General features: G+C 62.3%; 14 protein-coding genes and 1 pseudogene. 11 read left to right on the plus strand and 4 right to left on the minus strand.

Going from position 1 to position 21630, the window contains the following annotated elements:
* The first annotated feature begins 15 nt into the window (after positions 1 to 15).
* The 7 genes and pseudogenes from ccmE to AC1Q67_RS17780 all read left to right on the plus strand — a co-directional run.
* Positions 16 to 495 (plus strand): cytochrome c maturation protein CcmE, encoded by a 480-nt coding sequence (ccmE, locus tag AC1Q67_RS17750; RefSeq protein ID WP_492237009.1) that lies wholly within the window; start codon positions 16 to 18, stop codon positions 493 to 495.
* Positions 492 to 2483 (plus strand): heme lyase CcmF/NrfE family subunit, encoded by a 1992-nt coding sequence (locus AC1Q67_RS17755; protein WP_492237007.1) that lies wholly within the window; start codon positions 492 to 494, stop codon positions 2481 to 2483. The genes ccmE and AC1Q67_RS17755 overlap by 4 nt, the downstream gene beginning before the upstream one ends.
* A gap of 233 nt (positions 2484 to 2716) precedes the next feature.
* Positions 2717 to 3217, plus strand: coding sequence for a cytochrome c-type biogenesis protein (locus AC1Q67_RS17760; RefSeq protein ID WP_492237005.1), 501 nt, complete (start codon positions 2717 to 2719; stop codon positions 3215 to 3217).
* A gap of 193 nt (positions 3218 to 3410) precedes the next feature.
* Positions 3411 to 5003: a Do family serine endopeptidase gene (locus AC1Q67_RS17765; protein ID WP_492237003.1), complete on the plus strand. Its 1593-nt coding sequence runs from the start codon at positions 3411 to 3413 to the stop codon at positions 5001 to 5003.
* Between the two features lie 318 nt (positions 5004 to 5321).
* The gene (locus AC1Q67_RS17770; RefSeq protein ID WP_492237002.1) at positions 5322 to 6047 is read left to right on the plus strand and encodes a response regulator transcription factor; all 726 of its coding nucleotides are present in this window, start codon (positions 5322 to 5324) and stop codon (positions 6045 to 6047) included.
* Complete coding sequence (locus tag AC1Q67_RS17775; protein WP_492237001.1) at positions 6031 to 7461, plus strand: ATP-binding protein; 1431 nt, start codon at positions 6031 to 6033, stop codon at positions 7459 to 7461. Before AC1Q67_RS17770 ends, AC1Q67_RS17775 begins: the two co-directional genes overlap by 17 nt.
* Before the next feature lie 11 nt (positions 7462 to 7472).
* Positions 7473 to 10355, plus strand: a pseudogene (locus tag AC1Q67_RS17780) (bifunctional [glutamine synthetase] adenylyltransferase/[glutamine synthetase]-adenylyl-L-tyrosine phosphorylase); the annotation flags it as partial.
* Here the strand turns inward: AC1Q67_RS17780 and AC1Q67_RS17785 are convergent.
* From AC1Q67_RS17785 to AC1Q67_RS17795, 3 genes are all read right to left on the minus strand, one after another.
* Positions 10276 to 12735 (minus strand): PAS domain-containing sensor histidine kinase, encoded by a 2460-nt coding sequence (locus AC1Q67_RS17785; RefSeq protein WP_492236999.1) that lies wholly within the window; start codon positions 12733 to 12735, stop codon positions 10276 to 10278. The pseudogene AC1Q67_RS17780 and the gene AC1Q67_RS17785 overlap by 80 nt on opposite strands.
* 202 nt (positions 12736 to 12937) lie before the next feature.
* Entirely contained in the window at positions 12938 to 14305 is a 1368-nt protein-coding gene (locus AC1Q67_RS17790) for a cation diffusion facilitator family transporter (RefSeq protein WP_492236997.1), read from the minus strand.
* A 99-nt stretch (positions 14306 to 14404) separates the two neighbouring features.
* Positions 14405 to 15373, minus strand: a complete 969-nt coding sequence (locus AC1Q67_RS17795; RefSeq protein WP_492236996.1) for a zinc-binding dehydrogenase — start codon at positions 15371 to 15373, stop codon at positions 14405 to 14407.
* 222 nt (positions 15374 to 15595) lie between these two features.
* Here AC1Q67_RS17795 and AC1Q67_RS17800 point away from each other — a divergent pair, with 222 nt between their 5' ends.
* From AC1Q67_RS17800 to AC1Q67_RS17810, 3 genes are all read left to right on the plus strand, one after another.
* Positions 15596 to 16699, plus strand: coding sequence for a substrate-binding periplasmic protein (locus AC1Q67_RS17800; protein ID WP_024574057.1), 1104 nt, complete (start codon positions 15596 to 15598; stop codon positions 16697 to 16699).
* Between the two features lie 151 nt (positions 16700 to 16850).
* A complete protein-coding gene (locus tag AC1Q67_RS17805; RefSeq protein ID WP_492236993.1) occupies positions 16851 to 18224 on the plus strand; it encodes an MFS transporter in 1374 nt (457 codons plus the stop codon).
* Between the two features lie 219 nt (positions 18225 to 18443).
* Positions 18444 to 19232 (plus strand): enoyl-CoA hydratase/isomerase family protein, encoded by a 789-nt coding sequence (locus tag AC1Q67_RS17810; protein ID WP_492236991.1) that lies wholly within the window; start codon positions 18444 to 18446, stop codon positions 19230 to 19232.
* On the opposite strand, the gene AC1Q67_RS17815 is transcribed toward AC1Q67_RS17810, so the two are convergent.
* Positions 19233 to 20357, minus strand: coding sequence for an acyltransferase family protein (locus AC1Q67_RS17815; RefSeq protein ID WP_492236990.1), 1125 nt, complete (start codon positions 20355 to 20357; stop codon positions 19233 to 19235).
* A gap of 384 nt (positions 20358 to 20741) precedes the next feature.
* Between AC1Q67_RS17815 and AC1Q67_RS17820 the strand changes: the two genes are divergently transcribed.
* Positions 20742 to 21518 carry a FadR/GntR family transcriptional regulator gene (locus tag AC1Q67_RS17820; protein WP_492236989.1) on the plus strand — a complete coding sequence of 259 codons (777 nt, stop codon included), beginning with the start codon at positions 20742 to 20744 and terminating at the stop codon, positions 21516 to 21518.
* Positions 21519 to 21630 lie beyond the last annotated feature (112 nt).

Consider the following 21630-nt stretch of genomic DNA (forward strand, 5'->3'; position numbering starts at 1 on the left):
AACGGAAATGATACGATGACGCGCAAGCAGCGGCGATTGACATTGATCGGGTGTGCGCTGGCGGTGCTGGCGATTGCGGCCGCACTTGTTCTGAACGCGCTGCGCGACTCTATCCTGTTCTTCTCCACGCCGACCATGGCTGCCGAAAAGCACATTCAGCCCGGCCAGCGCTTCCGCCTCGGCGGCATGGTGCGCGAGGGATCGCTGGTGCGCGGCGAGCAGCTTAAAGTGAAGTTTGATGTGACCGATGGAAATGCAACCCTGCCGGTGACTTATCAGGGGATTCTTCCAGATCTCTTCCGCGAGGGGCAGGGCATCATTTCCGAAGGCGCGCTCGACGCGCAGGGCGTGTTCAAGGCCGACACCGTGCTCGCCAAGCACGATGAGACCTACATGCCCAAGGCCGTCGCGGACGAACTGAAAAAGACCGGCCACTGGAAGGACGACTACGACAAGAAGCCGTCCGCACAGAACGTGCAGGGGAACGCGAAGTGATCGCCGAGGCGGGACATTACGCGCTGGTGCTGGCGCTGGTTCTGGCGCTGATCCAGTCGGTGGTGCCGGTGATCGGCGCGCGTCTGCGTGATCCTGCGCTGATGAATGTCGCGCGCTCCACGGCGCTGACGCAGTTCGCATTCGCCGCGCTGTCGTTCGCGGCACTGACATGGCTGCACGTCACGTCGGATTTCTCGGTCGCAAACGTCTATGAGAATTCCCATTCGCTTAAGCCGATGATCTACAAGATCACCGGAGTATGGGGGAATCACGAAGGCTCGATGCTGTTGTGGGTGCTGATCCTGGCGCTGTTCGGCGCGATGGTGGCGGCATTCGGCAATAACCTGCCGCGCACGTTGCGTGCGCTCGTCCTGGCGGCGCAGGCGTGGATCGGTGCGGCGTTCTATCTGTTCATTCTCGCGACCTCGAATCCGTTTGCGCGGATCGCCAATCCGCCGATCGAGGGCCGTGACCTCAATCCGATCCTGCAGGACATCGGCCTCGCGATCCATCCGCCGATGCTCTACCTCGGCTACGTCGGGTTCTCGATTTCGTTTTCCTTTGCGGTGGCCGCGCTGATCGAAGGCCGCATCGATGCTGCATGGGCACGGTGGGTGCGGCCATGGACGCTGATGGCATGGATTTTTCTCACGCTCGGCATCGCGATGGGGTCGTACTGGGCCTATTACGAACTCGGCTGGGGCGGCTGGTGGTTCTGGGACCCGGTGGAGAACGCCTCGCTGATGCCGTGGCTCGCGGGCACTGCGCTGCTTCATTCCGCGGTAGTGATGGAAAAGCGCGACGCGCTGAAGGTCTGGACCATTCTTCTGGCGATCCTGACATTCTCGCTCTCGCTGCTCGGCACCTTCCTGGTGCGCTCCGGCGTGCTGACTTCGGTGCATACCTTCGCCAGCGATCCCGCGCGCGGCGTGTTCATCCTGATGATCCTGTGCCTGTTCATCGGCGGCAGCCTTAGTCTCTATGCGTGGCGGGCGTCGGCATTGAAGCAGGGCGGGTTGTTTGCGCCGATCTCGCGCGAGGGTGCACTGGTGCTGAACAACCTGCTGCTCACAACAGCCTGCGCGACGGTGTTCGTCGGCACGCTGTATCCGCTGGCGCTTGAGGTTCTCACCGGCGACAAGATTTCGGTCGGTGCGCCGTTCTTCAATCTGACATTTGCGCCGCTGTTCCTGCCGCTCCTGCTCGCGGTGCCGTTCGGGCCGCTGCTGGCGTGGAAGCGCGGCGACATCGTCGGCGCGGCGCAGCGCCTGACCGCAGCGGGCATTGTCGCGCTGGTTACCATGGCGGTGCTGTGGGCCTGGACCAAAGGCGGCGGCGCGTTTGCGCCATTGATGATCGGTGTCGCGGCGTTCGTGGTGCTCGGCTCGCTCACTGACATTGTCGAGCGCACGCAACTGTTCCGCGCGCCGTTCGCCACATCGCTCGGCCGCGCACGAGGATTGCCGCGCTCGACCTGGGGCTCGGCCTTTGCGCATGCCGGGCTTGGGATCGCGCTGATCGGAATCGTCTGCGAGACGACGTGGAACAGCGAGAGCATCGCCTCGATGCAGCCGAAGGATGTCGTCACTGTCGGCGGTTATCAGGTGCGGCTCGATGATGTGACGCAGCAGCAGGGGCCGAATTACCGCGAGGCAATTTCGCACTTCACGGTCATGCAGGACGGAAAGACCATCGGCATCCTGTCGCCGTCGAAGCGCAATTTCTCGACGCGCGGCATGTCAACCACGGAAGCCGCGCTGCTCACGCGCGGTGTGAGCCAGATTTATGTCTCGCTCGGCGACAGCCACGCCGATGGCTCGATCGCGGTGCGCATCTATCACAAGCCGCTGGTGCTGCTGATCTGGTTCGGGCCGGTGCTGATGGCGTTCGGCGGATTCCTGTCGCTGACCGACCGGCGGCTCCGCGTTGGTGCGCCGAAGCCGGCAAAGGCCACCAAGACTTCCGGCGCGTTGCAGGCTGCGGAGTAGGGATGTTGCGCGCAAACGCAAAGATATTTGCGATATCGTCCGCGCATTTGGCGGGACGACATCGCGCATGGAGCGAACGTCTGCGGATGTTTCTTCACCTCTCCCCAATGGGGAGAGGTCGGCGCGCAGCGCCGGGTGAGGGGGATCGGATTTCAACTCTGACATCCAGCGCCCCTCACCCCAACCCTCTCCCCGTGGGGGAGAGGGGGCGCATCCTCCGTGTTTCGCGCGCATTGGCTTCCAGTGTAGCGATTCTGTTGATTGTTTGTGCCGTTCTCCTGCCCTCCGTCGCCTTAGCCGTGCAGCCTGACGAGATCATGGCCGATCCGGCGCAGGAGGCGCGGGCGCGCAATCTGTCACGCGAACTGCGCTGCATGGTCTGCCAGAATCAGTCCATCGATGATTCCGACGCGCCGCTGGCGCGCGATCTGCGTCTCCTGGTGCGCGAGCGCATCGCGGCCGGCAGCACCGATCAGCAGGTGATGGACTTCCTCGTCGCGCGCTACGGCGAGTTCGTGCTGCTCAAGCCGCGTGTTGAAAGCCGTACGCTGTTGCTGTGGCTGATTCCGCCGCTGGTCCTCGCCGGGGGCGGGCTCGCGCTCTGGTTCGGTAACCGCCGCCGCAACAGGGCTGCCGCAGCCGAGGAGGGGGCGCTATTTCGGCTCACGCCGGAAGAAGAGGCCCGGCTGGAGAAGCTCATCGCGGGCGAGGAACCGCCGAAAACGTCCGTTTAGCGGGCTTTTCGCGCGCGGTTCCGATCTCGATCCGGCGCAGGCATCAAGGGCCGCTGAGGCCCTGTTTTCATTACAAAACATTAATTCCCCCGTCAGAGCGCGGTAAGGCTGCGCCCCCCATCTTCCAGAGCACAGGTGCACACATGCACCGCGAGATTCGCACCCCGTTTTCGCGCCCTTCTGGAGATTGTTCATGACCGACCGCCCCACCGATCTTTCCAAACTTCCATCCTATGTCGCTCCCCGCCGTTCCATTTTCTCCGCGCGCAAGTTCGCGCTGATGGCTTCGGTCGTCGCGGGCCTCGGCGTCGCCGCTTATGGTCTCAGCCCGTCGAATAACTTCGACCTGCTGACCACGACCGCGCATGCGCAGGTCAATAAGGAAGTCCGTCAGGTTCAGCAGCCGATCGGCTTTGCCGACATCGTCGAGCGCGTGAAGCCCTCGGTGGTTTCGGTGCGCGTCAAGATCGCGGAGAAGACAACCACTGGTGAAAACGCAAGCCCGGAAGACAATCCGTTCCCGCCGAACTCGCCGATGGAGCGCTTCTTCCGCCGCTTCGGCGGTCCGGATGGATTCCCCGGTGGCCGTGGCGGCCGCGGTGGTCGTGGCGGTGGTCAGATGACCGGGCAGGGCTCGGGCTTCTTCATCTCGGCTGACGGTTTCGCCGTGACCAACAATCATGTGGTCGATGGCGCCGACAAGGTCGAAGTCACCACAGACGACGGCAAGGTTCACACCGCTAAGGTGATCGGCACCGATCCGCGCACCGATCTCGCGCTGATCAAGGTCGATGGCGTCAGCAACATGCCGTTCGCTAAATTGTCTGACGGTCAGCCGCGGATCGGCGACTGGGTGCTTGCGGTCGGCAATCCGTTCGGCCTCGGCGGCACCGTGACCGCCGGCATCGTTTCAGCCCGCGGCCGTGACATCGGCAACGGTCCGTATGACGATTTCATCCAGATCGACGCGCCCGTGAACAAGGGCAACTCGGGTGGTCCGACCTTCAACACCGAAGGCGATGTTGTCGGCGTGAACACCGCGATTTATTCGCCGTCGGGCGGCAGCGTCGGCATTGCCTTCGCGATCCCGGCTTCGACCGTGAAGAGTGTTGTGCAGCAGCTCAAGGACAAGGGCACGGTCAGCCGCGGCTGGATCGGTGTGCAGATCCAGCAGGTGACGCCTGAGATCGCCGACAGCCTCGGCCTGAAGAAGCCGGAAGGTGCGCTGGTCGCGGAGCCGCAGGCCAATGGTCCGGCCGCGAAGGCGGGCGTCGAATCCGGTGACGTGATCACCCGGGTCAACGACCAGCCCGTGAAGGATGCGCGCGAACTCGCCCGCACCATCGGCAGCATGGCGCCGGGTCAGACGGTCAAGCTGGTCGTGGTTCACAAGGGCCAGGACAAGATCCTCAGCATGACGCTCGGCGAATTGCCGAACGCCAGGGCTGCAAGTGCCGATACCGATCAGAAGGACAGCGGCAAGTCGGGCCGTGGCAACGTCACCGTGCCGAACCTCGGTTTGACGCTGGCTCCCGCGAACAGCGTGGCCGGCGCGGGCAAGGAAGGCGTGGTCGTGACCGACGTCGATCCGAACAGCCCGTCGGCTGAGCGCGGCTTCAAGGAAGGCGACGTCATTCTCGAAGTCGCCGGCAAGCTGGTTTCGAACCCGGCTGAAGTCCGCGAGGCGATCAACACCGCGCGCAGCGAGAACAAGAACAGCGTTCTGGTTCGCGTGAAGTCCGGAGACTCGTCGCGCTTCGTCGCGGTGCCGGTCGCCAAGGGCTGAGCATGATCCTCGCCGAAAGGTGAGGGCGAGATGGGGAGTTGTCGCCGGCAAAGTAGCCCCCGCCGACGGCTCCTTCCCGGGGGCGGGCCACAAGCCCGTCCCTTGAAATCAAGGCGTGATGCGATTTTCAGCGTCATGCAGGAATGCTTTCGATGGAAAACGCCCCCCTCCGTCGAAAGCGGCGCGATCGCACTCCAGTCGGTCGTGCAATGCGGGCGGCGAAGTCCCCCAGCTTCGCCGCCCGTTCTCTTTCTCTTGTCGGGGCTGGCGGCCGCGGGCACGTCATTCGCTGCCTTGCATGAGGACGATCATCGCGCCATGGTGACACAAAGCTCTGCTGCTCAGACCCAGACCGAATCACAGATGCGACTGCTTATCGTTGAAGACGACCGCGAGTCGGCTGACTATCTCGTGAAGGCATTTCGCGAGGTCGGCCACATCGCCGACCATGCGGGCGACGGCGAGGAGGGCCTCGCGCTGGCGGAGTCGGGTGATTACGACGTACTCGTGATCGATCGCATGCTGCCCAAGCGCGACGGGCTGTCGATCATCGGTACTCTGCGCGGCAAGGGCAATCATACCCCGGCGCTGATCCTTTCGGCGCTCGGCCAGGTCGACGACCGCATCAAGGGACTTCGCGCCGGCGGCGACGACTATCTGCCGAAGCCTTATTCATTTGCCGAACTGCTGGCGCGCGTCGAAGTGCTGTCGCGCCGCCACGGCGGTCCATCCGAAGAAACGACCTATCGCGTCGGCGATCTCGAACTCGACCGGCTCTCGCACCAGGTCAAGCGCGGCGCCACCGAGATCACGTTGCAGCCGCGCGAATTCCGGCTGCTCGAATACTTGATGAAACATGCGGGGCAGGTCGTGACCCGCACCATGCTGCTCGAAAACGTGTGGGACTATCACTTCGATCCGCAGACCAACGTGATCGATGTGCATATTTCGCGGCTGCGCTCCAAGATCGACAAGGGACAGGATCGTCCGCTGCTGCACACCATTCGTGGTGCCGGATACATGATCCGTGACGGCATTCGGTAAACTGATACGAACGACCGCGTTCCGGCTAACGCTGGTCTACCTGTTCCTGTTTGCGCTGTTCGCCGCGTCGTTGCTGGGCTACTTCGCCTGGAACACGCGGCGCATGATCACCGAGCAGATCACCGACACCGTCAATTCCGAGCTGGGTGAACTGACCGACCAGTATACGCGCGGCGGCTTGCGCGGACTCGTCGCCGCAGTCGAAGGACGCGCACTGCGCCCAGGCGCCAATCTGTATCTCGTCACCACGCCCCAGGGGCAGGGCGTTGCCGGCAATGTCGCCTCGCTCGAGCCGGGCGTGATGGATCATCCCGGCTGGGCCGAGACGTTTTACAAGCGGCTTGAAGAGACCGACACCAAGAGCCACTTCGCGCTGGTGAAAGTGTCCCAGCTTTCCGGCGGCTTCCGGATTCTGGTGGGACGCGATCTCGAAGAGCGGCGGCGGCTGTTCGCCATCGTCGCCAAGGCTGCGCAGTGGTCGGTGCTGATCGTGGTCGTGCTCGGCCTCAGCGGCGGCGTGTTCGTCGCTCGCCGCGTGCTGCGCCGGATCGACGCCATGACCGGCACCACGCAGCGGATCATGGCGGGCGATCTGTCCGAACGATTGCCGGTGGGGCGAAGCGGCGACGAGATCGACCGGCTCGCGGAAAATCTCAATGCGATGCTGGAGCGCATCGAGGCGCTGATGGTCGGACTCAAGGAGGTGTCCGACAATATCGCCCATGATCTCAAGACGCCGCTGACGCGGCTGCGCAACCGCGCCGAGGATGCGCTGGCGAAAGCTGGCAACGAGAGTGAGTACCGCGCGGCGCTGGAACGGACCATCGATGAGTCCGACGGCCTGATCAGGACCTTCAATGCACTCTTGATGATCGCACGCGCCGAGTCCGGCCAGGCGCGCGACAACATGACCGATTTCGACGCTGCCGAAGTCGCCCACGGTATCCACGAACTTTACGAGCCGCTAGCCGAGGACAAAGGCCTGGCCCTGGAGGTCGCAGCCGATCCCGCCACGATTCATGGCAACCGCGAACTGATCAGCCAGGCGCTGGCCAATCTGGTCGAGAACGCCATCAAGTATGGCCAGCCGGCTGCCACGGCGACTTCCGTGGATACTGCTGCCGGCTCAAAACCCCCGGATATTCTGATCGAAGCGCGGCGGGACGGGGACAATGTTCTTCTCAGTGTCACAGACCACGGGCCTGGCATTCCAGAGGCCGACCGCCAGCGTGCGGTCGAACGCTTTGTCCGGCTGGAAGCCAGCCGGACCCAGCCCGGATCGGGGCTCGGTTTGAGTCTGGCATCCGCAGTCGCGACGTTGCATGGTGGCGACCTGCGACTCGCCGACAGCCAGCCGGGGCTGCGCGTGACGCTTGTGATCCCGAGCCGGGGCGTGGAACAGAAGACTGTATGAGTTCACCTGAGATGGGCCGCGCTGACCGGCCCACCCTGGCGGCCCGTTTTGTGGCCGGGCCAAAACTGTTTGCCCCCCAGGACGCCGAGCGGCGGCTCGCCGACTGGCTAGGGGATGTATCGCCTGAGTCTGCGAAAGCGCTCAGGGAGGTGTCTGGTTCCTTCCCGCATGCCAAAGCGATCCTTGAAGGTATCGCGGAAGCCTCGCCCTATCTGTTCGACCTGATGCGCGCCGATGCGGGCCGCGTCGTGCGGCTCCTTCAATGCGATCCCGATGATCATCTCGCGGCGCTGATCGAGAAGGCAGTGGCCGATGTCGCCGCCGCTGCGACCGAAGCCGATGTGATGACGGTGCTTCGCCGGATGAAATCCGAAGCCGCATTGATGATCGCGCTGTGCGACATCGGCGGCGTCTGGCCGGTGATGCGGGTGACGCGGGCTCTGACCAACGTTGCGGTGGCCTCTGTTCAGTGCGCCATCCGTTTTCTGCTCAAGCAGGAAGCGGCGCGCGGACGTTTGTTGCCGCCCGATGCCGAACATCCCGAAATCGGCAGCGGCCTCGTCGTGCTCGCCATGGGCAAGATGGGGGCGCATGAGCTGAACTACTCCAGCGATATCGACCTGATCGTGTTCTACGAGCTGGAAGCCCCGACACTGGCCGAGGGCATCGAGCCGTCGCCATTCTTCGTCAAGGTTGCGCAGGGGCTCTCGCGCCTGCTGCAACAGCGCACCGCCGACGGTTACGTGTTCCGCGTCGATCTGCGGCTGCGGCCCGATCCGGCGTCCACGCCGGTGGCGATCTCGACGGCGGCGGCGCTTCACTATTACGAGCGCGAGGGCCGCACCTGGGAACGCGCCGCGATGATCAAGGCGCTGCCTTGCGCCGGCGACCAGAAGGCCGGCAACGCTTTGCTGGCGGAGATCGCTCCATTCGTCTGGCGCAAGCATCTGGACTTCGCGGCACTCGCCGACGTCCATGACATGAAACGGCAGATGCAGACGTTCCGCGGTCAGAACGAGATTTCGGTCGAAGGCCACAATGTCAAGGTTGGCCGCGGCGGCATTCGCGAGATCGAGTTTTTTGCCCAGACCCAGCAATTGATCGCGGGCGGACGGCATCCCGAATTGCGCGTGCGTCCGACGCTGGAGGCGCTGAACATTCTCGCCGCCAGCAAATGGATCACGAACGAGGCGCGCGACGAACTGACCTCTGCCTATGAATTCCTGCGGCGGGTCGAGCATCGGCTGCAAATGATCGCCGACGAACAGACCCATGCGCTGCCGACCGAGGCAGAGGCCGTCGAGCGGTTCGCGCGGTTCTTCGGATACGACGACCGCGCCGCGTTTGCGAAGGATCTGCTGGCGCATCTCAACTGCGTGCAGAACCACTACAGCCGGTTGTTCGAGGGAGACCCGACCGGCACGGAGAAGCTGCCGGACATCGATTACGGCAAGGGGCCTGACGATAATCGGCTGCTGGAACATCTTCTCACGCTGGGTTTCAAGAAGCCGAAGATGGTGGCGGAGACCGTCCAGCGCTGGCTGAGCGGCGAGTACCGCGTGTTCAAGGTTGAGGCGACGCGGCTGGCCTTCAACGAGTTCGTTCCTGACCTGATGCGCGGGCTGTCGCGCGCCGAGGAGCCCGATGACGCGGTGACGGCGTTCGACCGCTTCCTGCAGGCCTTGCAGCGGGGCGGGCGGCTGATCTCGCTGCTCAGCCAGAACAAGGATCTGGTGGCGCTGGTGGCGCTCGTGCTGGGCGCCGCGCCGCGCCTGAGTGACATGCTCGCTCGGCAGCCGCAGATCATGGACGGCCTGATCGATCCGCGCTTCTTCGGTGCGATGCCCGATCAGCGTGAACTGTCCTCGCGCCTCGCGACGACATTGTCCGACGCGAATTCATACGAGGAGTTTCTGGATCGCCTGCGGCTGTTCGGACAGGAAAGCCTGTTCCTGATCGGCACACGAATCCTGTCCGGCACAGTCTCGGCGCAGCACGCCAGCGTTGCCTTCGCAGATGTGGCCGAGGGCATCGCGCATACGGTGCACGGGCTGGTCATGGACCAGTTCGCGGAACAGCACGGCCGGATCAAGGATCAGGAAACCGCCATTGTTGCGATGGGCAAGCTCGGCAGCCGCGAGATGACGGCATCTTCCGATCTCGACCTGATCCTGATCTATGACTTCGATCACGACGCACCGGACTCGGACGGCGCGCGATCGCTGCACGGCTCGCAGTATTTCGCGCGGCTGACCCAGCGTCTCATCAGCGCTTTCACCACGCGCACCAACTACGGCGTGCTCTACGAGGTCGATATGCGGCTGAGGCCGTCGGGCCGCGCGGGGCCGCTGGCGTCGCGGATCGATTCATTCGCCGAGTATCAGGAGCACGAAGCCTGGACCTGGGAGCATATGGCGCTGACGCGGGCGCGCGTCATTTCGGCATCGCCGGCATTTCAGGCCAAGATCGAAGCCGTCATCCGTGAGGTACTGACGCGCAAGCGCGAAACCGGCATCATTGCCAACGACGTTCTCGAAATGCGGCGCGCTATCGCCGAGGAAAAAGGCGAGAGCGACATCTGGGATATCAAGAATGCAGCCGGTGGCATGGTCGATATCGAGTTCGTCGCGCAGTATCTTCAACTGATCCACGCAGCGGAAAAACCTGAGATTCTGAACGTCAGCACAGTGCAGGTGCTAGACAACGCGGCGCGGCTCGGAGTGTTGCCGCAGTCCGATGCCGATATCCTGCGGGCGGCCTCGCGGCTGTATCATGATCTCACGCAGATCATCCGTCTCTGCGTGATCGGGAAGTTCAAACCAGAGACAGCTGGGGAGGATCTCCTGCGGGTGCTGACACGGGCTGGGGACGCGCCGGATTTTTCGGCGCTTGAAGCGCGGGTGCGCGAGACGCAGAACGAAGTCCGCGACGTTTTCCTGAGGCTGCTTGAGGGATCGCCTCGGCAATAATGCTTGGCGCGGGCTGTTCGCCGTGTCCGCACGGCAGCGTCACGCAGACGATGGTGCCCACGCCCAGCTTCGAGCGCAGCTTCATCGAGCCCCCGTGCAGGTTTGTCAGCGACTTGGCGATGGCAAGTCCAAGGCCGGAGCCATGATAGCTCTTGGTGAGCTGGCTTTCGACCTGCTCGAACGGCCGGCCGAGTTTCGCCAGCGACTGGCGGGCGATGCCGATGCCGCTGTCGGCGATGGTGAGCACGATCGAGCCATTGCGCATCCGGCTGCGCACCGTGATCTTGCCGTTGTCCGGAGTGAACTTCACGGCATTTGACAGCAGGTTGACCGCAATCTGCTTCATGGCGCGGCGGTCGGCGACGATGGGGATCGCGCCGCGGATGTCCGCATTCACCGTCAGGTTCTTGTTTTCGGCCCGACCGGAGACGACGCGCAGGGATTCGGTGAGGGTTTGAGCCAGATCGAGCGGCTCGTAGTCGAGCTTCATGCGTCCGGCCTCGATCTTCGACATGTCGAGGATGTCGTTGATGACGTCCAGCAGGTAATTTCCGCTGGTCATGATGTCGTTGCAGTATTCCTGATACTTCTCCGAGCCGAGCGCGCCGAACATGCCGCTGCCCATCACTTCCGAGAACCCGATAATTGCGTTCAGCGGGGTGCGCAGTTCGTGACTCATGTTGGCGAGGAATTTTGACTTGGTCTGGTTGGCTTCCTCGGCCCGCGTCTTTTCCTCGGCGTATTTCTGCGCGAGTTCGGCCAGCAACTGGGCCTGCCGCTCGAGTTCGGCCTGCGAGCGCTTCAGATCGATCACGTTCGCGGTGAGGCGGAGGTCGTTGTCGATCAGCTTCTGCTCATGCAGCTTGATCTGTGTGATGTCGGTGCCGACGGAGACATAGCCGCCGTCCTTGGTGCGGCGTTCGCTGATGTTGAGCCAGCTTCCGTCTTCCAGTTGCGCCTCGAAGGTCCGGGCGCCGGGGGCGAGGGAGTTCGGCAGCCGGGTGCGGATTTCCGGCATACTGCCGACTTCGATCACGGTCTCGTAGGACGTGCCTTGCTTCACGGCGGAGTCGGGGAGCTTGTGCAGGCGCTTGAAGTGCGAATTGCAGAGCACCAGCCGGTTGTCGGCATCCCACAGCACGAAGGCTTCGGGAATTGTCTCGATGGCGTCGCGCAGCCGCAGATCGGCTTCGACGGTCTTTTCGGCAAGGCTCTTCTGCTCGGTAATGTCGACCGCGATCCCGATCAGGTGGCAGCTGTTGTCGTTCTGGCCCTGGCTGAGTTCGCAGCGAACCCGCAGCCAGATCCAGTGGCCGTTGGCGTGGCGCATCCGGAACGTCTGGTCGATATGATCGAGTTTGCCGGAGACAAGCTGGTCGGCGATGTGGAAGAGGTCGATATCGTCGGTTTTGACCAGCGCATTGATTTCGCCGAATGTCAGCAGGTCGCTGCGGCTTTCGAGGCCAAGCAGTTCGAACATCGACTGCGACCAGAAGATCCGCCCGCGTGACAGATCCCAGTCCCACAGGCCGCAACGGCCGCGATTGAGTGCGGTGTCGATCCGCGAGCGCACGGCATCGTTGATCAGGTCGCCCTCACGGGCGCGGGTCGACTGCCAGTGGAAAGCGAAGCCGAGGATCAGCACGACGAAGCCGGTGGTGGCAGACAGGGTGATCTGCAATGCGGCATCCGAACGCCAGGGAGATTCGACCTGTTCCTGGACCACGACGACCTGACCGGGCATCGATTTGACGGTGCGTTGGGCAGCGAGAGCTCGGGAGGTGTTCGGAAGATTGACTTCGACCACGCTGGTTTGCGTTCCCTGCAAGGTCAGCAATTGAGTCGCGCTCAGAACGTCGATCAGACGGTTGGCGTCGTCGTTCGGCACATCGATGGAGACCCGCGCAATGATGCGCTGGTCGGGGCTGGTCACGATAATATGGCGGCCGGCGGCTGTACCCCATGAGGGCACCAAGCCGGGCAACAGGCTCTGAAGCCGCTCGGCCGACGCCGCACGATCCTGACGCGTCAGGACAATGCGGTCGAGACGTTCCGCCAGCACATCTGCCAGCGCTGAGAGATCGCGTTTGACCGATGCGCGCTTTTGCCGGGTCTGGTCGAGGACCTGGACGAAGGCGCCGATGCAGATGGTGACGAGGAAGGCGATGATCAGGGTGGGAACGGCGCGCCGCAGCGTCGGCTCCGCGATCAGCAGCCGGTGATATGCCGGCTTCGCGATCGACTGTGCCAATCCCTTGATAGAATCGGATTGGACACACGTGGTCGCTGCGTGCGAACGCGCCATTCCTTGCCCCTCGAACTTTTTTGTCTGCACCCCGTTCGGGAGGTTTTCCCCAACCCTCCGAATCAATGTGATTTGAATCCACTTTTCCGGGGCTGTCGAGAGTCAACGAATCGTTAAGACGAAATAAATGTTGTCCCAAGGAAAAACGGACTCGTTTCGATGATGAAAGTTGAGTCCGAAACGAGAACGGAGCAACTGGTCGTCAGCGCGCGGGCTCGGCGTGGCTGATGACGCGCTTCACGGACGGAAATGCGCGGCGCAGGGCGCGTTCAATCTCGTCGACCTTTCCATGGACGTCGATGACGCTCATTGAAGGCACCGCACGGCAGTGAAAGTTCACGATCTCGCCGGCATCGGTATCGCGCACCCGTACGTTATGGACGTCATGGATCGCGCCGCTCTCGGCCGCGTAGCGCGACAGCGCCTGCTGGATGGCTTCGACGCGGTCCGCGCTGGCGTCGGTGCCGTGGGGAAGCTCCGGCTCAAGCGGCTCGATGTGGGTATCGACCTCGACATCGGCGCCGAATTCATCGCGGATGGCGTGTTCGAGCCCGTGGGCGATGTCGTGGGCTTCGTTCAGCGGCATGTCGCCATCGACTTCGAGGTCGATGCTGACGGTCAGCTTTTCGCCAAGGTCGTGCACGGTCACATGGTGGATTGCGAGGCCCGAGTTGCGCGCTATCACCATGATCCGTTCGCGCACGCTCTCATTGTTGCGCGCGACGGGCACCGCGGTGAAGGTCAGGTCGGCGTCATGAAGCGCGCGGGTCACCGCATCCTGCGCCTTGCGCTTGATGCTGTCGATACGGTCGATGGGGTAGGTGCGGGGCACCTGTACCGCCGCATCGACGAAGTGCCGGGCGCCGACCATCCGCACACGAAGCCGCTCAACAGCGACCACGCCCGGAATAGCCCGGATGGCGTCCTCTGCCTTCTCCGACGCGCCGTCGGGCGCGCGGTCGAGCAGCGTCTCGATGGTCGACTTGCCGAGCCGCAGTCCCAGAATAGAGATCAGCACCGCGACTGCGATGGCCGCACCAGCATCACCCCAGGCATAGCCGAAAGCCGCCAGCCCAAGGCCGATGATGACGGCAAATGAGCCCAGCACGTCGGAGGCGAAATGCAGGGCATCAGCTTCCAGCGCCTGACTTTTGGTCTCCATGGCTGTCTTGTGGAGCGTTCGCGCGCGCCAGAAGTTTACCACGATGTCCACGACGAGAACGACGAAAGGCAGGGCAGTCAGTGTCGGCGGTGCTACGCCCTCCCGCAGGCGGCTGTAGGCCTCGACCACGATGCCGCCGGCCAGAATGTAAAGCAGGGCGATCACACCCAGTGCGGAGAGGCTTTCGAGCTTGCCGTGGCCGTAGTGATGCTCGGCGTCAGCGGGCTTGTCCGACACCTGCACCACGACCCAGGTGACGACGGTGGCGATCAGATCGACGGACGAATGCAGCGCCTCGGAAATGAGCGCAAGGCTGCCGATGGCTACGCCCACGACGAATTTGATGGCTGCCATGCTGGCGCTGGCGACAATCGATATCGCGGCTACTCGTTGCTTGACTGCGCTCATCGGCTCCTCAATGCGCGCCTCTTGTCACGTCCCTGCGGCGAAGGTCAACGCATGAGTTCGCGATTCAAAATGCGTATCATTCGCAGGAAGGATAGTAGGTCAGAGCTTGAGGACAATCTTGCCGAAATGCCTGTTGGCGGACATGTAGTCCACAGCCTGCGCAATGCCGCCGAACGGGAAGATTCGGTCGATCGGCAGCTTCAGCTTGCCGGATTCGACCGCGGGCCAGATGTCCTGCTTTACCGCCGCGAAGATGTCGCGGATTTCCTCGATCGAGCGGGAGCGGAAGGTCACGCCGATATACTGGATGCGGCGCGCGGCGTGCAGATCGAAATCGAAGTCGCCATGGGTGCCGCCAAGCCGCCCCACGTTGATGATGCGCCCGAGGACCTTCGTCGCAGCGAGGTTCTGGTTCGCGAGCTTGCCGGAGACCTGATCGATGATGACATCGACGCCCGCGCCGCCGGTGGCCTTCAAAACCTGATCGACCCATGCGGGATCGTTGGAATCGATCGCGAGATCCGCGCCCCACTCGGTGAGTTGCGCGCGTCGTTTCGGATCGGTGGACGAACCGATCACGAGCTTCGCGCCTTTGAGCCTGGCGATCTGCTGCGCCATCAGCCCGACGCCTGAACTCGCGCCCTGGACGAGCAGGTTCTGACCTGGCTGAAGCGCACCGTTGGTAACGACCGCGTTGTGCATCGTGGTCAGCGCCAGCGTCAGCGACGCCGCATGCTCGAAATCCATCGACGCCGGAATGGGAAACATGCGGCCGTAGTCGGTGACGGCATATTCCGCGTAGCCGCCGGGACCAGAGCCCATCACGCGGTCGCCGACTTTTATGCCTTTTGCGTCAGGGCCGAGTTCAACGATTTCGCCGGCCCATTCCATGCCGAGCACAGTGCCGACGCCGCCGGCTGCGCCATGGGCATGCCCTCTGATCATGCCGAGATCCGCCCGGTTCATGCCGCAGGCGTGAACCTTTACCAGAACCTGCGGGCCCTTCGGCACGGGCTTCGGGACGTCGGTGATCGCCGCGCCGTTCGCGCCGTAGACATAGGCTTTCATGGGATTGGTCTTTCGATCGTGCGAACTCGGATGAAGCCAAGGTATAGCAGTAGTTTCAAGGCTCACAAAAGGTGGGTAGCGCGCGGCGCTCGGCAATAACGGCTGGCAATAGCTGATAGATCCCAGCTTTTTAGTAACGTGATGTCGGCAGAATCAGTCAGAAACGCGTCACTGATTTTTCCCGGTCGGCCTTCGGACGCCACCGAACTTGCGGAAGAAGCGATGATCCTGCGGATAGCCTTTCTGGTGCTCGTGTGGTCGTGCGTTCTGCCTTTCGCCCAAGGGCAGGCGCAGAAGGCGTCGGCGCCCGCGAAGCGCGAACTGGTGGTCGGCGTCAACAATGCGCCGCCGTTTGCTATGAAGGGCTCCGACGGCGCCTGGTCGGGTCTCAGCATCGAACTCTGGCGGCAGGTCGCGAAGGCGACGAACCAGACGTTCCGGTTCGTCGAAGTCGAGGACATGCCCGAATTGATTCAGGGGACGGCGTCCTCGCGTTTCGATATTGCGGTGGGCGCCATCACCGTCACTGTCGATCGCGAAAAGATTCTGGATTTCACGCAGTCTTACTATTCGACAGGCACCGGCATCGCCGTTCCCATCGTCAGTGTGATGAACTGGGCGACACTCCGCCGCGCGATGACGTCATTCAATTTCATCCAGGCCGTTGCTGTGTTGATAGGGCTGACGCTGGTGGCTGGTATTCTCGTCTGGTTGCTGGAGCGGCGGCAGAACGAATATTTCGGAGGCGGCATCACCAAGGGCATCAGTTCCAGCGTGTGGTGGTCGACGCTGGCGATGACGCAGCGATCGTCGGCGGAAAAGGGTCCGCAGACCATTCTCGGCCGGAGCGTCGCAACTATCTGGCTGGTGGTGTCGGTCATCACCATTGCGGTTTTTACCGCCGGCGTCACTTCGGTGCTGACGACTTCGCAAATCCGGGGAACGATCTATGGCGCCTCCGACCTTGCATCGGTGCGTGTCGGCACGGTCAAGGGGACATCATCCGAAGGCGATCTTCTGCGGCGCAAGCTCAAGTTCCAGCCTTATGATACGCTTGGCGACGGACTGAAGGCCTTGCGTGCAGGCCGTATCGACGCGTTCGTTTATGACAAGCCGCTGCTGACATGGGCCATCCGGCAGGGCTTCGCGTCTCGGCTCAAGGTACTGGACATTTCCATCGAGGCGCAAAACTACGCGTTCGCATTGCCGCCCGACAGTCCGCTGCGAAAGTCGCTGTCGATCGCGATCCTGGACGCCATACAGAAAGAGTCGTGGATCGAGGCGCGCATCCGCTACCTCGGAGAGGACTCTCTGAGTTCGCCCTGAGCACTGCGGTTTTCACGCGATCGTGTAGCCATTTGGCTTGGTTATTGCGCTGCGCATATGCCGCATGCAGCACCGCCGGTGCAGGCTGAACCTATTCCGGCTACATACGCACCTCACACCGCGCGCGAACCGCCTCAGGACACTTCGCGAAATGGACGCTATTTCGGCGAAGCTGCCTCCCGTGATCGATGGTCTTCCACCGGAAACCAGACGCTGGGCGGTGCTTGCGATCTTCACCGCCCTGGCCATGTCGGCGCTGGACACCGCCATTGCCAACATCGCGCTTCCGGCGATTGCGGCCGATCTCAGCACAACGCCCGCCGATGTCATCTGGGTCGTGAACGTCTACCAGATCGCGATGGTCGCAACCCTGCTGCCGCTCGCGGCGCTCGGCGAAATCGTCGGCCATCAGCGCATCTACCTTGGCGGACTCCTGCTGTTCACGGTTGCATCGCTGGCGTGCGCCCTGGCGTGGTCGTTGCCGACGCTGCTGATTGCGCGCGTTCTACAAGGGTTGGGCGCAGCCGGCGTCATGAGCGTGAACACGGCTCTCGTTAGATTCGTCTATCCTTCAAGACTTCACGGACGCGGTTTTGGCAACAATGCGCTGGTGGTCGCGACCGCATTCACGCTCGGCCCGGCGCTGGCGTCGGGCATCCTGTCCGTGGCCTCCTGGCCGTGGTTGTTCGCGATCAACATTCCGTTCGGCGTGGCCGCCATGCTGATCGGCATCAAGACGCTGCCGGAGACGCCGCGCGCGGCCCACGCCTTCGATTTTCCCGGCGCACTGCTGACGTCGGTCAGCCTGTGCCTCTTTATCCTCGGAATCGGCAGCGCCGCCCACAAGGCGCCGATGGGCGTTGTCGTCATCGAGCTCGTGGGTGCGGTTATCTTCGGTGCGTGGCTGCTTTACAGGCAGGCGGATCATCCGGCTCCCATGCTGCCGATCGATCTGTTTCGCAGGCCGATGTTCTCCCTGTCGGTCGCGACCGCTGTCTGTTCGTTCGCAGTGCAGGGGCTCGCCTTCGTGTCGCTCCCGTTCTACTTCGAGGACGTTCTCCACCGCACCCAGGTCGAGACCGGATTCTTCATGACGCCGTGGTCGATCGTCGTCGCCATCATGGCGCCCATCGCAGGGCGTCTGTCGGATCGTCATCCCGCAGGTCTGCTGGGCGGATTGGGGCTTCTCATGCTCGGGATCGGAATGGCGTTGCTGGCCATGCTGCCGGCCTCACCGAGCGTTGCCGACATCGTCTGGCGCATGGCGATCTGCGGCTGCGGGTTCGGCTTTTTCCAGTCCCCGAACATGAAAGCCATCATGGGCAGTGCGCCTGCCGGGCGCAGCGGCGGCGCGAGCGGCATCGTCGCCACCGCGCGGCTGATCGGGCAGACTCTGGGCGCGGCCCTGGCTGCGCTATGTTTCGCGCTCGCCGGTCATCACGGCGCGACCTTCGCGCTCGCGCTCGGGGCCGGTTTCGGCGCGCTCGGCTGCATCATGAGTTTCCTGCGGCTCGCTGTGCGTTGACGCTCCGAACTTTCCAGCTTACCGATTGTTCAAAGAAACAACTCTAGTGTCCTGAATCCGAAGTTCGCCTTATTTGGCAGCGCGCTCCGCAGCGAACTTCGGATTCAAAAGGACACTAGAAATTATTATTTTAGTGTGGTCTTGGTTCGCAAGTCCGCAAAAGAACGCGCTGTAAAGATGATGCGGACTTGCGAACCACCACACTCAAGGGAGTTGTCAGTGTCAGATCAGCCGGTACTTCTGAAAGTCGATGGACCGATTGCGCGCATCGTTTTCAATCGTCCCAAGGTCCTGAACGCGCTGAGCGTCGATGCGGCGAACGCCTTTCTCGCGGCCTGCAAAAGCGTCGCCGCCGATAAGGGAAACCGCGTCATTATTCTTGCAGGTGAGGGCCGGGCCTTTATGGCGGGTGGTGACATTTCCGCATTTCAGGGACCGGCAGACGAAGTTCGCAAGCACGTTCCAACCATCATGGAGCCATTGCATGAGGGTCTGGAAATCCTTGCGGGCCTGCCGCAACCGGTGATCGCGAGCCTGCACGGCGCTGTCGCCGGAGCGGGCATGAGCATCGCGCTTTCGACGGATCTCGCGATTGCTGCGGACACCGCGATTTTCACGCTGGCCTATTCCAAGCTTGGCACGAGCCCTGACGGCTCGTCGTCATGGACGCTGCCCCGGCTGGTCGGCCTGCGCAAAGCGCTGGAGATTGCGCTGCTGTCGGATGTTTATGATGCCGCGGAAGCGCTGCGGCTGGGTCTCGTCAATCGCGTGGTGCCCGCGGCCGATCTCGCCAGCGAGACCGAGAAGCTGGCGCGACGTCTCGCGGAGGGGCCGACATTCGCCTATGGACAGGCAAAGGCGCTGCTGCGCGGCTCGCTAGACAACTCCTTGCACGATCAGATGGAGGCTGAGGCGAAGGCGTTCGGCGCCTGCATCGGTACGAAGGACTTTGCCGAAGGCGTCAACGCGTTTCTCGCCAAGCGACAGCCGACCTTCACGGGCAAATAACTAGGCCACCGGGGATGCCGCCGCCGCAGGTTTCTGCAGCGGACCGATCAGCAGCTTCGTCAGCCAGCGCCGGGCCGGATTCTCAACCGTCGCATAGGACACGCGGCCCACAGCAAGCACCAGCAGTGAAATCGCCGCCACCAGGAAAAGCTGCGGCGCGAGGCCGATGGTCTTCGACACCTGCGAGATGAGGATCATCCCCACCGCGTAGTGATAAAGATAGATCGAGTAACTGCACTCGCCGATCCAGACCAGCGGGCGAATTTCAAAAATTCTTATTGACGTCGGTTTTGTTGCGAGAAACCAGAATAACGTCAGAAAAAACAGCGCAGCGGCGCTAGCGAAGACCGGATCTCGCCCGATCATCGCGTAGTTTGTGCTGACCCGCGCGATCAGCGCATACATCATGGCGAGCATGATAAGTGCTGCGCCTTTGGCGAGCCGTTCCTTGTACAGTTCGTAGAACACCGCACCGGCCGCGAACCACGGCAGGTAATCAGGAATGAACAGCGCGTCATAGACCCCGTTGTAGCCGGGCATCGCGCGCCGCAGCAGGGCGCGGGCGATATAGACGACGAGTGTAAAGATGACGAGGTTGCGCGCGAGTTTCTCCCGCGAGAAAAGCCAGAACAGGATCACCGCGATCATGTAGAACCGGATCTCGACCACCAGCGACCAGTAGACCCCGGTGACGTAATCCACCTTCGGAAACCAGCCGGACCACAGCGACGGCGGCGTCAGCGTCAACGACGGCAGGAAATTCGGCCAGGACTGTCGGCGGTGGAGGGCGAATGGCGCATCGGACCAGTTCAGCAGAAAGAATGTGAGAATCGCAGAAACAATCAGCGCGGGCCAGATGCGCGCGAATCTGCGGATCACGAAATCAATCACGGATCGCGATGCTTCCAGCGTCATCGCGATGACAAAGCCAGAGATGATGAAAAACAGCTCGACGCCCATGTAGCCGTACTTGAAGATCAGGACGCTGCTGAACGTCTCGCCGTACGGGTACAGCGTCGATTTATAGTAGAACGACTCGAGATGATAAAAATAATGAAAGCCCATCACCAGCAGGATGGCCACGCCGCGCAAGCCGTCCAGGGCTCGGAGTCGTTGGCTGACCATAGGTTATCCGCTCTGCTGATCGGTGACGGCGCAATATAACCGGAAATCCCGTCTTCGGATTTCGTCTACGGCACCCTCCTTGTCAATTTGCACGGTTGCAACGATGCCAATCGAATTCCGGAATCCGCATGCTCTTGTTTTTCGCCGCGGCGAAAACCTCGGCCGCGGTTGTTCAATGCCGAGATGCGCAGGGCGACATTCTCCAGCAACTGCAACGGGATCAATCAAAAGCCATCAGGTTGGTTTACATTGTCGGACAAGACAACAAATGTGCAATCTGACCGGTGAATTTTCGCAATGCAGCAAAAAAGTCGCTGCTAGAAGCCCATTGACGAGCACAAGACACATCCCTACCAATTGTCCGACAATCAACATCGGGCTTTCATGTCGTCGACGTCCCCGAATTTCAAGCGCATCGAAGTCGCGCCCGCCTATCAAAAGGTGGCTGACGCGATTGAGCGCGAGATCGTCAACGGCCGGATCAAGCCCGATGACCCGATCGGAACGGAGTCCGAACTAGTTCAGCAGTTCGGCGTCAATCGTTCGACGGTTCGCGAGGGAATCCGGGTTCTCGAGGAGAGCGGATTGATCCGGCGGGATTCAAGCCGCCGTCTGTATGCGTGCCTGCCGCGATACAACAAGCTCGCAAGCCGGCTGAGCCGCGCGCTTGTGCTGCACGAAGTCACGTTCAGGGAATTGTTCGAGACCGCGATGATCCTCGAGGTCGCTGCGATTGAGTACGCGGTTGATCACGCCACCGACGAGGACATCGCCGAGATCGCTCTCAACATTGAGAAGACCGAGCAATCCATCGCCAATCCCGCGGCGTTCGCCGAACTCGACGCCGAGTTTCATATCCTGATTGCAAAAGCCTCACACAATCGCGTGCTGCAACTGGCGCGCGAGCCGGCCGGTCTGCTGTTCTTTCCTACCACCGAGATGGTGGTGCGCAATGTTGCCGAAGGCATGCCGCGTCTGATTGCCGCACATCATCATCTGCTCGATGCGATCCGGAAGCGCGACAAGCAACACGGTATGATCTGGATGCGGCGGCATGTCGAAGACTGGCGGCGCGGCTTTGAGCGGGCAGGCAACTCGCTCGATCGGCCGGTGGAGCGGATGTACATGGAACATGCGCTGCTGGCGCAGCAGAAGCGATGAGGACAGCGGTTTAAAAACACTTCGCCACAAGAGCGCTGAAGCGCCGGGCAAATCAAAGGGGAGGTCATGGTGACAGGGTTGGGGAATCCGGTGCATCCGGATATTGATAGGC

The organism is Afipia sp. GW823-FHT06G09 (assembly GCF_058794875.1).